The 14,324-nt window shown below is 39.4% G+C and carries 8 protein-coding genes, 2 tRNA genes and 1 pseudogene; 6 read left to right on the top strand and 5 right to left on the bottom strand.

The window, feature by feature from the left end:
• Nucleotides 1-503: 503 nt before the first annotated feature.
• Both ACFIK4_RS00850 and ACFIK4_RS00845 read right to left on the bottom strand, forming a co-directional pair.
• Entirely contained in the window at nt 504-6,200 is a 5,697-nt protein-coding gene (locus tag ACFIK4_RS00850; protein WP_375674578.1) for an autotransporter outer membrane beta-barrel domain-containing protein, read from the bottom strand.
• A 47-nt stretch (nt 6,201-6,247) separates the two neighbouring features.
• Nucleotides 6,248-7,348: a hypothetical protein gene (locus tag ACFIK4_RS00845; protein ID WP_375674576.1), complete on the bottom strand. Its 1,101-nt coding sequence runs from the start codon at nt 7,346-7,348 to the stop codon at nt 6,248-6,250.
• Nucleotides 7,349-7,742: 394 nt separating this feature from the next.
• Here ACFIK4_RS00845 and ACFIK4_RS00840 point away from each other — a divergent pair, with 394 nt between their 5' ends.
• From ACFIK4_RS00840 to ACFIK4_RS00820, 5 genes are all read left to right on the top strand, one after another.
• On the top strand, nt 7,743-8,693 hold the full coding sequence (locus ACFIK4_RS00840; protein ID WP_375613669.1) for a siderophore ABC transporter substrate-binding protein: 951 nt from the start codon (nt 7,743-7,745) through the stop codon (nt 8,691-8,693).
• A 103-nt stretch (nt 8,694-8,796) separates the two neighbouring features.
• A complete protein-coding gene (locus tag ACFIK4_RS00835) occupies nt 8,797-9,753 on the top strand; it encodes an ABC transporter permease (protein ID WP_375613670.1) in 957 nt (318 codons plus the stop codon).
• Nucleotides 9,754-9,820: 67 nt separating this feature from the next.
• On the top strand, nt 9,821-10,696 hold the full coding sequence (locus tag ACFIK4_RS00830; RefSeq protein ID WP_375674573.1) for an iron chelate uptake ABC transporter family permease subunit: 876 nt from the start codon (nt 9,821-9,823) through the stop codon (nt 10,694-10,696).
• Nucleotides 10,693-11,451, top strand: a complete 759-nt coding sequence (locus tag ACFIK4_RS00825) for an ABC transporter ATP-binding protein (protein ID WP_375647600.1) — start codon at nt 10,693-10,695, stop codon at nt 11,449-11,451. The genes ACFIK4_RS00830 and ACFIK4_RS00825 overlap by 4 nt, the downstream gene beginning before the upstream one ends.
• 64 nt (nt 11,452-11,515) lie before the next feature.
• A tRNA-Gln gene (locus ACFIK4_RS00820) sits at nt 11,516-11,589 on the top strand.
• A gap of 153 nt (nt 11,590-11,742) precedes the next feature.
• On the opposite strand, the pseudogene ACFIK4_RS00815 reads toward ACFIK4_RS00820, so the two are convergent.
• The 3 genes and pseudogenes from ACFIK4_RS00815 to ACFIK4_RS00805 all read right to left on the bottom strand — a co-directional run.
• Nucleotides 11,743-11,948, bottom strand: a pseudogene (locus ACFIK4_RS00815) (DNA adenine methylase); the annotation flags it as partial.
• 1,243 nt (nt 11,949-13,191) lie between these two features.
• Entirely contained in the window at nt 13,192-13,323 is a 132-nt protein-coding gene (locus tag ACFIK4_RS00810; protein WP_375612406.1) for a hypothetical protein, read from the bottom strand.
• Between the two features lie 281 nt (nt 13,324-13,604).
• Nucleotides 13,605-13,787, bottom strand: coding sequence for a hypothetical protein (locus ACFIK4_RS00805; protein ID WP_375647596.1), 183 nt, complete (start codon nt 13,785-13,787; stop codon nt 13,605-13,607).
• Between the two features lie 368 nt (nt 13,788-14,155).
• Here ACFIK4_RS00805 and ACFIK4_RS00800 point away from each other — a divergent pair.
• Nucleotides 14,156-14,229 (top strand) — tRNA-Gln (locus ACFIK4_RS00800).
• The last annotated feature ends 95 nt before the right edge of the window (nt 14,230-14,324 follow it).

Genomic DNA, 14,324 nt, shown 5'->3' with positions numbered 1-14,324 from the left:
CCTATAAGAGAATAGTTACAAAACACACTTTATGAGTGTATAATGCATTCTGTATTTCGTGTAAAGAAAAAATAAAACCAGTGCGTGTAATTAATTAAAAACACAATCAAACCTTGTGAACTTTAAAAATTAATCCACAAGGAGATGAATGAAACAATGACTTAAATCAGTAGAAAACAAACTCTCAAAAACGAGCTTTAGAAAACATCAAATATTATATTAGATAATATCAATACAGTACCAAAAAGGATAACGTAACGCATACCGGTCTGCTGAACGCTTAAAAAGCCGATAAAAGCGAAGCACTCTATCGCATCAGTAGCAGCATAAATTTTAAGAAAATTCGCTTTAGCGAAGAAAAGTGCTCTCATGCATAAAACAAACTATGTCTTTTTTGCTTAATAAAGAAGACGAGATTTTTTAAGAACAACACAAGTTGTTATAAAGAAAAAAGGCAGCACAATGTGCTGCCTTTTCTAAAAAGGTACATAGTGTACCTTATATTAAAACTGATAACGTACTCCTCCGGAAAAACTCGTTCCCGAAAAACCAGCCTTATTAAGCTTGTGTTGATAGAGAATATCAGCATGCAGAGAGAACTGTGGCAACAGTTTGGCATTAAAACCTAATCCAGCCTCTAGAGAAGAACCAAAAGCTCCTAACTTGAAAGCATCATTGAAATGCACAAACTGTTTTCCTTCAAAACCATGAGCAAGATAAAGCTTACCATAGAAAGCAATAGCATTCACGCCTTCAGAACCTGTAGGAATCTTGGTTAAGCGTCCACCAACACGTGCTACCCACTGATTAAGGTTACCCATTTCAATATCAAAATTGTCGATATCACGGGCTTTATTAAACTGGAGATATTGATACACAACCTGAACCTGCGGATCAAAGACAAAGCCCTTATATCCTGTCATAATTGTCTGACCACCAGCTAAAGAAACACTCAAAGGATTACCTTTTAATGTTGCTGTTTTACCCCGTGCAAGGGTGAGAACATCACCTTTGAACAGACCATAGGATAAAAGACCGTCGACATAGAAGCCAACATTATGCTGCATGCTACCATATACCGTAGCAGTCCATTTATCAAATGCACTCTTCTGACTGTACTCAACATTCACAGGCTGCAAAGAAAGTTTTCCATAAGTTCCCATAATGCCAAAGGATATAGCACTGTCGGTATTTTCAATAGTTTGCAGCAGAACACCCGCCTCTACACCATTATAACTAAGATCACCTCCGTAACCATATTCAAGTGCGGACAGATCTGAAGCATAATGATAACTTCCACCATAGCCGCGCAAGTATAAAGCGGGATTTTCACGAACCTCTACCATTCCTGTAGAAGTCATCCGTAACGTCTCCAATTGCTTATTTTGATTGCTAATATCCATCAAACCAGCGTGGAATACACTATTAGGCAAGCTGAGATAAGTTGGAACCTGTGGAACAACAGACCTTACAAATTGTTCAGGAAGGGCAGCAGATCCAACAGACTTAACATACTGATTTTCTAAACGGAAATTCCAAAATCCTCCACCATCCTTAACAAATTTCTGCTGAACATGCTCCTGTTTCGAAGTCGCTTCTGGAGCATAAGCACGAAGGGTGTATTTGTAAGGTGAGTTTCTCAGTGCAACATAATTGCCATCGAGTTGGAAAGAGTCTTTCTTCGCTTGACCATAGACCTGAATAATTGAAACAGTATGAGCAATCTTGGCATTCGCTTTACCATCTCCTACATTGCCCGCATCACCTCGTACATGTATTTTTGTTTTTCCAGAAACATCACCATGAATGACAAGCCGATCAGTGACTTGCTGATCACTCGGATCACGAGGATTTAAACGTGCATTGAGATGAATTACAGCATTACCCTGTGCCGCATAAACAGTTCCTTTCCCATTTCCAATATGGAGAGTCTGATATTTTCCTTCAGATTCCGAAGGTGCAAAATCAATAGCACTATTTACAAGACTTACAGAAGAAATGCATGAATCCACACATCCTGAATCTAGAGTCCCCAAATTCCTCTGTGTACTTCTTTTTAGAATCCACTGTGAATTATTAGCCAAGTCTAATTTTGCATAAGAATTTTTATCAACGCGAACACCGCCTGTAACAATAGAACTATCAACTGAAACCAACATGTTCGAATCATTCTCGGCTTTTAATAACAAGTCACCAGCAAGAGTTGTTTTATTTTCTAATAAAACACGACCACCAGAATTATTACCATAGATAGCTATACCATTTGCAACTTCAAAATCAGTTTTTTTCAACGAAACTGTCCCTGTTATGCCTATAGGCGTTTTTTCCTGTTTGGACACAGTACTCCGCTTAACAACATTTGTTTTCTCAGTTGTTAAATCCTGACTTCGATTTTGTTGACTCGCTTCCTTCTGTGTTCCCCCATCAAAATATATACCGTAGACTCCGTCACCTTCCACTTTAACAGCAGAAGACTCGATATTTACGTGATTCATAGTAGGACGAACGTCAGAGGATCTCCTTCTCCTAGAAGAACCCGTCTCAACAGCATCACCACTCTTCATAACCCACACAGCATGGGCATCAGTAACAACATTTCCGTTCTTAAAATCAACAGAAGCATTATCACTCACCAGAAAAGCTGCACGCTCTAAATTCTCTGCTGAATCTAACTTATTCTGCGCTTTTTTCGCAGTAATGCTAACTTTGTCTAACTTAACGCTGCCTCCAGATTCCGACCTTACTGCCACTCCTCTTTCAATAGCAATCTTTCCAGTGTCCATGGTTACCTCACCAGCCTGACTCACCAGACCAGCTGCAGCAAAATTCCCCGTCACGTTAATTTTTGTATCCTTTAAGTTAACAGACGATCCAGAACCTGCCAAAGCACCCACATAAAGCGCATCTACTGTTCCACCAATCATCTTAATTTTTCCGCCACTTTTAGCTTCAAGCCCAATTACAGAAGATTGAATTGTTGAGTTTTTATCCAAAACAATCTCTGCTTTTTCTTCTGCAAGCACAGCACTCACAAACTTTGATGGCGTAACACCAAAATTACTTCCTTTATCAGATTCTGCTCCAACAATAGTGGCAGTTTCTAACTTAACAACTGTATTACTCTTTGCATGCATAGAATGCTGAGTATCACCACGCGCCTTCAGTGTTTGTCCTGTTATCGTGTGTAATTTTCCATCGGCACAAGAATAAGCAACTTGCAATCTCTCCGCACCATTTTTCCCCATATCTCCACTACATTGAGAAGAACCACCTTCCTGCTTTATACCATTGGTTGATGTAACAGTATATACAACCCCAGGGTTTTGCGATTCAGATCTAAGTGTATTGGCTCCGCCAGTAGAAAGTAGAACACGCCCTACAGGTTTATCTCCCATCTCCTTAGATGCAGGCTTCTCTTGCTTAGACGCAGTAGAATTAACTAAGGAAGAAGAAGCCTTAGGCTTTCCAGTTTTTCCAGAAGTAGTAGGTTCTATAGTCTCTGAACTTCCTAACAAAGAAGACTGAGGAGCAGAAGGCTCAGCAGGAAGAACATCTAACGTAGAAGATGAAGTACCTTCTTCAGTTCCAGCGACTGACGAAATTCCAGCCAAAAGACCTAACTCCACATCAGAATCGCCTGTGTCAGACCTTCCAAGTCCAGAACTCTTTGGCGTAAAAGATTGAGGAGCAGAAGATATAACAGCCTGAGACGGAATTAATCCAACCTCTGTAATATCACTATTCACATCAACTGTATCAGTATCACTGTGGATCACTGTAGCATTTTCTACTTCATTCTGACTATCTGTTCCATTAGGAGAAGCAATAAGAGAAGTATCTTCACTTCCATCAACAGTCTCCTCAGTTGTCAAAACTCTTAGTGAAGCAGATGGAGTATGTCCTTCTGATTCAAAAGTTGTAACAGGATTTCCAACAGATACATCAGCCTCTTCTACATCAGATCTCCCAAGTGTTTCAGGATTCCCTGGCAAAACAGAAGCAGTAACTTGATCAGGTACTAATGAAGAATCTAATCCTGAAGAACTATTTACCCCAGACACAGTGCCTGCATCTTCAGATGACGAAACATCAAAAACAACAGGTCGCACAAAAGGTGTCTTAGGACTAATACGATTACGAGGTCCATGAGCTATACTTTGCCGCCTCTCACCATTTTCTAATTTACTTTCTAAGCTGAAAGTCCACACTACCTCAGGTCTATTTTCAGGTTTTCTTGGTCTACTGGAATATCTTATTGGACCAGAAGCACTATATTGCATTGGACCAGAAGCCCTAAGAACATATTGATAAGGTGATCCCTGCAATGTAACATATTCATTAGCAAGTTTAAAAGAATCTTCTTCTGCTTCTCCATAAACTTGAATAATTTGAAGAGAGGCAGGTTTTTTTCTATTTTCCTCCCGTCGATCTTGATTTTGTACACCTTGACGCTGAACTTTCGCTCCATTTTCTAATTGGCTATTTAAAGTGGTGATGACAGAAGTATCATTTACATACACCTTCGTTGTTCCAGAAACATCACCATGAATCAAAAGCTTATCAGACACAAGCTTAACATTATCTAAATTATCAGAAACAAAATTCACATTAACATAAAGCCTAGCATCTCCCTGAGCACGTAACCCACTACCTAGAGTGTTTTCATCTCGTCTATTTCCAATTTGCAGTGTTTGATAACCTTCATCTTCACTTCTTGGAGGCAAAAATACAATATTACTATCTGAAAGATCTACAAACGAAAGCTTTGAATCTATATGATTTGTATTTCTCTCCGATTGTTTATGATGAATACTTTTTGTTAAATACAATCCTGAATGAGACAAATAAAGTGCAGCATTTGCATTCTCATCAACACGAGCTTCACCTATAATTGAAGATTTATGAGCATGCACTAACAGTTTAGAATGAGCTTCAGCTTTTAAAAATAGATCACCCGAAAGAACACTACCCTCTCCTAAAATAACAGCACCATTTAAATCACCACCATAAATAGCTACACCGTCTGGAATTCTAAGAGTAGCTTTTTTTAAAAGAACCATCGGCATGCTCTCATTATCGTCGTAACTTCTTACGGTTACTTCTTCACCTGATTCTTTTTCATCTTCTGAAGATACCGTATTAAAATATATGCCATAAGAATCTTTCCCGGTTATTTGAATAGTTGATTCTTTAATATCAGCTTTAATCTTAAAATAATTTTTATTCTCCCTATCACCCGTAATACTTTGCATATATTGCAAAGCATTGCTATTACCTACAGTCCATTTTAGAGTAGAGAGAACATCTTCAGAAGCATCATCCATAACGTGATAAACATCATAGAGTGCATTCATTTCAAGCATATCATCTTTTGTATAAATAGAATCACCATTATCATTACGATCACCATTAGCATCAATAACAAAACGACTCGCCAAAACACCAGCTCCGAAAGCACGATCATCCATTGCACCGACTAAAAACTCGTCAATACCACGAGTAACCCACAAAACAACTGCATCAGAACTCTCAACTTTTCCTTTATTAAAAGAAATAGAACCCCCATCTGACAAGAAAATAAGATTTGGAGATTCTGTAGAATCAACAGAAGCAACACTATTTCGCCCGCTTATCCCCTTTTTAATATTAATCTTAACCTCATCTAATTTTACAACCCCTTTATACCCTGCTACAACTCCCACCGCCCCTTTATCAAGATTAATCGACCCAGATTGCATCATAATTCCAGATCTACCAGAACTGTTCAACCCAACCCCAACTGCATAAAAATTCACTCCATCTAGAAAAACAAATGACGCAAAATCAGTAGAAGCTCCTATCTGACTATAATAGATCCCCCCACCTTTCATATGAATCCTTCCTTCGTTTTGTGCATCAACCCCGACTATAAATTCCTTAATACTTGAATTTTCTAGCTTAACTTTTGAATTAAGCGTTGCTAATACCCCCGCCCCCATTTTTGCATTAAGATAACCATTGAAATTTTTAGAATCATCATTTTCATTAGAACTCAAAATAACATTACCTTCTGGAAAAGCCTTCCCCCTAATAGACACTTTCTCTAACTCAACAGTTGTCCCTCGAACTAAATACAAGACTTCTTTATCACCTGCGGTATACACGTCTTTCTGAGTAACCTGTCCTGTTGCATGCATAGCATTATCGCCAAATTTCAACACACCAATAGTACTTCTCTTTAGTGTATGAGACCCCCCATCAGAACAGATCACAGAGTTAAGGGTCTTAAAACTCCCATCAGAACATGAATTTGCACCAGGAGCAGGAGCACCAGAAGCAGGAGTATTAATACCGGAGACACCACCAACACCACCAGGGACACCGCCAACGCCAACACCACCAGGGACACCGCCAACGCCAACACCACCAGGGACACCGCCAACGCCAACACCACCAGGGACACCGCCAACGCCAACACCACCAGGGACACCGCCAACGCCAACACCACCAGGGACACCGCCAACGCCAACACCACCAGGGACACCGCCAACGCCAACACCACCAGGGACACCGCCAACGCCAACACCACCAGGGACACCGCCAACGCCAACACCACCAGGGACACCGCCAACGCCAACACCACCAGGGACACCGCCAACGCCAACACCACCAGGGACACCGCCAACGCCAACACCACCAGGGACACCGCCAACGCCAACACCACCAGGGACACCGCCAACGCCAACACCACCAGGGACACCGCCAACGCCAACACCACCAGGGACACCGCCAACGCCAACACCACCAGGGACACCGCCAACGCCAACACCACCAGGGACACCGCCAACGCCAACACCACCAGGGACACCGCCAACGCCAACACCACCAGGGACACCGCCAACGCCAACACCACCAGGGACACCGCCAACGCCAACACCACCAGGGACACCGCCAACGCCAACACCACCAGGGACACCGCCAACGCCAACACCACCAGGGACACCGCCAACGCCAACACCACCAGGGACACCGCCAACGCCAACACCACCAGGGACACCGCCAACGCCAACACCACCAGGGACACCGCCAACGCCAACACCACCAGGGACACCGCCAACGCCAACACCACCAGGGACACCGCCAACGCCAACACCACCAGGGACACCGCCAACGCCAACACCACCAGGGACACCGCCAACGCCAACACCACCAGGGACACCGCCAACGCCAACACCACCAGGGACACCGCCAACGCCAACACCAGGGACACCACCAGGGACAGCACCAGGGACAGCACCAGGGACAGCACCAGGGACAGCACCATCCCCTTGGCTAGCGACTTGTGGCGAAGGAGGTGCAGGTAATTCAACTGCTTTAGGTGCAGGAGATTTTGATGAATTTCTAAAAGATGGCACCAGAGATGATAATCCACTTAGATTTGGCAATGAAATTGAAGGCAGTGAGAACCAACTACTCCCCATAGAAACATCTACACCTTGTAAAAAGAAGAAAGCACTTGTTGTCAGTGCGTACAAACGTGTACGCTTTTTAAATACATTGATCATATGTCAAACTTTCTAAATAATGTTGCAAAAACACTAGAATTAAGTGAAAATGAGGTAAGTGAACGATTTGTAACATATGTCAGTCAACTTTACAACATAGTGTTATTTATTTACGCTTCATTTTGTGCATAAAAATACCAAAGTTAAGTTTTTAAGTGCGCAAACCTTTGTAATATTAGATAAAAGGATAAAATCACGATGATAAAATATATGAAATGGATGACTTCTGTTTTACTGGTTGCAATTAGTTTTGCAACGATTTTGTGGACTCATACGAGTATTGCAAATACCAGTACCCAGACAAATGTAACGATTGATCATGTTTCAGGAACGACTTCTGTTCCCACTTCTCCGCAAAAGGTTGTTGTGTTTGATCTTGCCTCGCTAGATAATATGAATCGCCTTGGTATCCAAGCAGTTATCGGCCTTCCTGAAGGAAAAAAACCTTCCTATCTGCAACAATTTGACGATGCAAAATATGAAAGAATTGGAACCGTTTTTGAGCCAGATTATGAAAAAATTGCCACTCTTCAACCCGATTTGATTATTATTTCCTCCAGAACTCAAGCAAAATATAAAGACTTATCCAAAATAGCCCCAACAATTGATCTAACCGTAGAAAACGAAAATTCTCTTGAAGATATAAAACGAAATGTGTCTATCCTTGGAAAAATTTTTGGTAAAACACAAGAAGCAGAAAAGGAAATTGCAAAAATCAATGAAGCTTTTGCTGAAGTCCGTAAAAATACCCAAGGAAAAGGCACCGGGCTCATACTCATGACCTCTGGTGGAAAAATCAGTGCTTTCGGACCAAAATCACGTTTCGATATTTTTCACTCCGCTTTTGGAATTGCCCCTGCAACCGATAAACTTACCGTGCAAAAACATGGACAACTCATTTCTCCTGAATTCATTCTTGAAACCAATCCTGATTGGTTGTTAGTGATTGATCGCGATGCAGCCATTGGACGGGAAGGACAATCCGCAGCACAATTGCTCAACAATGAGCTTGTTCACCGCACAACAGCAAGCAAACAAAACCAAATTATTTATTTGGACTCTTGGAGTTGGTATCGTGCAAATGGCGGTTTAACGGCACTCATTGAAACCGCACAGCAGATCAATGAAGCCTTTACAAAGAGCAAATAAGCGCACGAAAGAGCTTGCTTGCTATATAAATAAAATTTAAAAGCAGAGGTTGTTTATTAAGCAGTCTTTGCTTTTTGTAGATTTTGTTAGAAAATGATTTAACGTGAAGAATTACTGGATAACCATAACACTTCTAATTTTCCTGTCTATCCTCAGCATTTTTGTTGGTTATTCTGATGTCACACCTTCTAACCTTTTCGCAGCCGATCCCCATGCGTGGCTTATTTTTTGGCAAACACGTCTTCCTCGTACCATTGCAATCCTTTTAGTAGGCGCAGCACTTGCACTTTCAGGCATGATTATGCAACTATTAACACGCAATCGCTTTGTCGAACCATCAACCACTGGAACCATTGAATCTGCTTCCCTTGGCATTCTTTTTATTATGATTTTTTGGCCCGATATTCCTGTTTTAGGAAAAATGGTCGTTGCGACAATTTTTGCCATGGTAGGCACTTTACTTTTTATGTTTTTATTGCGACGCATTCCTCTAAAATCTGCTCTCATTGTACCCCTTACAGGGATTATGCTAAGCTATATTATTGGCTCTTTAACCAATGCCATTGCAGATTATGAAATGTTACTTCCTTCTCTTCAAGCTTACTTATTTGGCAGTTTTTCGATGGTTCTTGAAGGAAAATATGAGCTCTTATGGCTATCCCTTCCCCTTTGTATTCTGGCCTATTGTACTGCTGATCGCTTTACGGTTGCAAGTTTGGGAGAAGATTTAACCAATAACCTTGGATTGAATTATCGTGTTGTCATGTTTTTTGGTCTTTTTATTGTCGCCTCAATCACTGCTGTTGTTGTCTGTACCATTGGCCGTATTCCTTTTGTTGGGTTGATTATTCCAAATATTGTTTCAAGTTTCATGGGAGATAATATGCGCTATACCGCTCCTTGGGTGGCCATCAGCGGTGCAGGATTGGTCTTAATTTGTGATCTTTTAGGACGAATCATTCATCCCTCTCTTGAAATTCCCATCAGCACCATAATGGGTGTAATCGGTAGTTTTATTTTTATGATACTGCTTTTACGCTGGAGAAAGCGTCTTGGATAGAAGAAGAAAAACAATATGTGTACTAACAACACTTATCATCATAGCATGCACTGTCATTAGTCTTTACATGACGTGGAACATCAATGTTTATACATGGAAATTTCGTCTTACAAAACTTTCCTCTTTGCTTCTTATTGCCTATGCAATAAGCGTTTCCACGGTTTTATTTCAAACAATCGTTAATAACCGTCTTCTTACTCCTTCAATTATGGGATTTGATCAGCTTTATATTTTAATAAAGACTGCCCTAATGTATTTTGTAGGCTCTCTTTCTTTGCCCTTTTTGAATGAAGAAGGACAGCTTGTTCTTGAAGCCCTCATTCTTATCCTTTTTTCAATAAGCCTTTTTCGCTGGCTCTTTTCAGGAAGCCTAAAAGGACTTCATTTGACGCTTTTAATCGGTGTTGTTTTAGGCGGATTTTTTTTCAGTTTACGGATGTTTATGCAATTGCAACTAAATCCAGACCAAATGATGAATTTAACCGATATTATGTTTGCAAATTTTAATAAATTCAATACACCGTTAATAGGCTTTGCCACAATCATTGTCTTCATTGTGAGTCTGATTGGATGGCATTCCCGTCATCTTCTTGATATCTTGGCTTTAGGACGTGAAAATGCCCTCAATCTTGGCGTTAATTACCACAAAAGTGCGACAGCTGTCCTTATTTTTATTTCCATTCTCGTATCCATTTCCACCGCATTGGTAGGCCCCGTCACCTTTTTTGGACTGTTAGTTGCCAACCTTTCCTATGAACTTTCTCCTCAAGCAAAACACAGTATTGTTGTTCCAATTGCAATATTATTGGCTATTATTTGTCTGGTGGGGGGACAATTTATTTTAGAACAAATTTTTCATATGGCAGGGCGTTTAAGTTTTATCATTGAGTTTTGTGGGGGAATTGTTTTTTTAATGTTACTGATGAAGGGAAAACTAAAATGATTGAGATCAATCATCTTTCCAAGGCTTACGGAACACGATTGATTATCGATAATTTATGCCTTCATCTTCCAAAAGGGGGGATTATTTCTCTGATTGGCCCCAATGGTTCGGGAAAGTCAACTCTTTTAATGCTGATAAGACGTCTTTTGCCACACCATAATGGTACAATTCATATCGACGGCTTTGATATTGATAAAATGCCCCACGATATTTTGGCTCAAAAACTCTCAATTCTGCGTCAAGAAAATCCTTTGTCTTTTCGCTTAACCGTGTACGATTTAGTAAGTTTCGGACGCTATCCTTATTCAAAAGGCTGGTATACACATGAAGATAAACAATTTATCGACAGTGCGCTACGCTATCTCGGCTTACAAGATTTAAAAGACCGTTTTTTAGATGAACTTTCTGGCGGTCAGCGTCAACGCGCTTTTATAGCCATGGTTATCTGCCAAGACACTGATTATCTTCTTTTAGATGAACCATTAAACAATCTGGATATGAAACATGCAGTTTCTATGATGAAGCAGTTACGCCGCACAGCTGATGAACTGAAAAAAACCATTCTTATTGTTATGCACGATATTAATTTTGCCTCATCTTACTCAGATATGATTGTTGCATTGAAAAATGGGAAAGCGGCCTATTGTGGGACTCCAAAAGAAATTATGCAACCAGAAATTCTTAAAGACATTTATGATGTCGATATTCAAATCAAAACAATTAATGACATCCCTATCGCTCTTTATTATCGATAATCATAAAGATTTTTTGCGCTTGCATGCACTATAGAATCTGCTAGGGATAGTAAAATTGGCTTATTGGGGAATAGTTTAATGGTAGAACAGCGGACTTTGACTTCGTCAATCTTGGTTCGAATCCAAGTTCCCCAGCCAGTATTTAATGCCAGCCAGTATTTAATGATTGTAGCTTGTCATCGGGTTTTGTATAATTTGAAAGCAGGTTTTGCATCAATTTATTTTTTTCAAAGGATCTGCAAAACTTTCAAGGGTTATTTAAAATCCCTTTAATGCATATTTTCTCTTCCTCTAAAAATTGCAATTTGAGATGATAAGCTCTTGAGCCGGTGCGGATTCTTTGAACCACATGTATAAGATGTGGCAACCCCTTTTATATTAAATTGGCTAAATATTTTTCGGATCTGAGACACATCATTGAGAGAGAAGAATTTTTCTCTTGCGCAAGCAAAGCAAACATTGTCTGGTAATCCTCGCGCAAATAAATCCTTTCCATAGTAATACACGTATATCTGGCTCTGTTTATGGGAAAGCCTTATCTAATAGCTATAAACCTATCTAAAGAGAGAATTCAAAAAAGAAAGCCGAGCCAAATGATATGACGCGGCTTTCAGATATTGATTATAAGATTCAAATGAATCATCCACAATGGAGTAATAAATTCATATATACAAAACGTATCATATTGCAAGTGCTCTATTTAGAAATATGAAAACTTATCAAAAGAAACGTAAATGATAGCTATGATTTTGATATCATTCATTAGCATTATAGAATCTATAAACGCTTGGTAACTTTATCAATCCAATCAAAAGAAAATGCATCTTAAATGAATGTTTTCTCAATAAGGCTTTCATAAGTATCTTTTCATTTTGCACTCAAATGTAACTTCTTTGCAAATTAACCAGCTCAAATTTGAGTTGGCAAAATTAACCAATCCAATTTTGGAGGCGTTATCTTTAGAATAGCCATCTTTAAACATTATAGCTTTTGACTCAAAATTGAATAAAATCCCATACCTTAGATGTTACAATGGTTTTGAATTTTGCTGCCTCATCTTTTTTTCAATAGGTGCCCCCCAAATTTTGAGAGAGCTCATTTGGTTTCGTATTTTTAAACTGTAACTTTTAAAACGTTTTTTTCTCGCTTGCTTGCGTTATATCATTAAAAGGCTTTCAATTTCATAAGACATAACATTGTGATTTTCATTCTATATTGTGATGATAGTATCTATATAATGCCTGCCTATCATTTACTAACTTTTTAGTAAGCGTTTTTAAAAATGATCTTGTCTTTAAATTCTTTTATGCAATCTTTATGAACTCAATCTATAAGCTTATGATCGTTTCAAACGATTATTCCTTTTAAGGTTGCACTCAAATAAAGAGCAAAACACATCCCATTCTTAAACGTATGCAATTTATGTTATCGATAATTCCAAACAACTGAAATTTAAAACAATGTGATTTGTGCTGTGATAAAAACGTATCATAAAATTTATGATACGTTATGAATGATAACCGCTTTTCATTTCATTTGAATGCACCCATGCGTTATAGTATTTGCATCATGATTTGCTTTTTATGGTCTATTCATCCATGGCAATTTTATATAAAAAATGATCAATTCAAACATGCATAAAAGTATGGATTCTTAAGTGGATTCATACAAAATAACTACACTTAATATATTGATTTTATTAGTTTTTATGTACAAAACCTTTTTAACTTCATAAAGATATCAATTTCCTTGTAAAAAATATTCCTCCCATTCCAACAAAAGACTCCACATAAGGCGATAAGGGATAGCTTCTATGATTTTACAAGTACTGATCGCTGGCCATGCAATAACGCCGACTGATGTCCAAGCCAATTAGACCGCCTGTGGAAACAGGCAGGTTGTGGGGCTGAATATAGTGGAACAGCACCGAACGGATAAGCCACGCGTCGTAAGTAAGCCTCTTAGCTTGCATAGCTTATAGGTTTTGGAAACAGACAATTATTATAATTCAGGTATTATAATTCAGACAATTAAAGATCAGATCTCAAGCTTTTTAATCCAGTGGACAAACACGAATAATATGTCCGTCTGGATCTTTGATTAGGAAGGTACGTCCAAATACATCAGTATACGGTTCCTTCAAAACATTTATCTCAACAGTGGTTTGCCTCTTTCCATTCCGCATAGAGCTTATCTACGTCCTCTCCAGTAGGCAACATAATGCCGATTTCTGAAAAACGAGGTGCATTTTCCTCAGGCGTATCGCCCCCAGACCAGAGAGCAAAGAGAGCATCCCCCGAAGAAGCAAATGCAACATAGCGTAGCGAGGTAAACACAGGTTCTTTCCTGAAGATGAATTTGTAAAAAGCCTTAGAATACTCTATGTTTGAGACGTATACCAACTGTAGGTTTGGGGTAACAGGATAAGTAGGGATATTACTCATTAATTCTCTATGATTTAGTAGCTGTTGCCTGACAGGCATATACCTATTAGAGAATATTTCAACAAGAGTTTGTGATGCCTCCGTTCGCGGTGTGCTCTATTTATATGTTTTTATTCGCTTATTGCTATATGCTAAAATATTGAGACCGCCACTACTGGGATTATAATGATATCCCTATCGCTCTTTATTATCGATAATCTAAAGATTTTTTGCACTTGCCTACACTATAGAATCTGCTAGAAATGGTAAAATTGGCTTATTGGGGAATAGTTTAATGGTAGAACAGCGGACTCTGACTCCGTCAATCTTGGTTCGAATCCAAGTTCCCCAGCCAGTGTATGTAGCTTGTGTAGCTTGCCAGCGGGTTTTGTATATTTTGACACTAGGTTTTGTACCAATTTATTTTTTCTCAAAGAGTTTTAAAGATGT

It is taken from the genome of Bartonella sp. AP9QHHD, from assembly GCF_042195625.1.
GTDB lineage: Bacteria > Pseudomonadota > Alphaproteobacteria > Rhizobiales > Rhizobiaceae > Bartonella.
This window is presented reverse-complemented; position numbering and strand designations above follow the sequence as displayed.

What these genes read in the sequence shown, in the direction of transcription:
- ACFIK4_RS00840 (WP_375613669.1), top strand. Translation starts at nt 7,743, where the DNA reads ATGATAAAATATATGAAATGGATGACTTCTGTTTTACTGGTTGCAATT.
- ACFIK4_RS00830 (WP_375674573.1), top strand. Translation starts at nt 9,821, where the DNA reads ATGACGTGGAACATCAATGTTTATACATGGAAATTTCGTCTTACAAAA.
- ACFIK4_RS00825 (WP_375647600.1), top strand. Translation starts at nt 10,693, where the DNA reads ATGATTGAGATCAATCATCTTTCCAAGGCTTACGGAACACGATTGATT.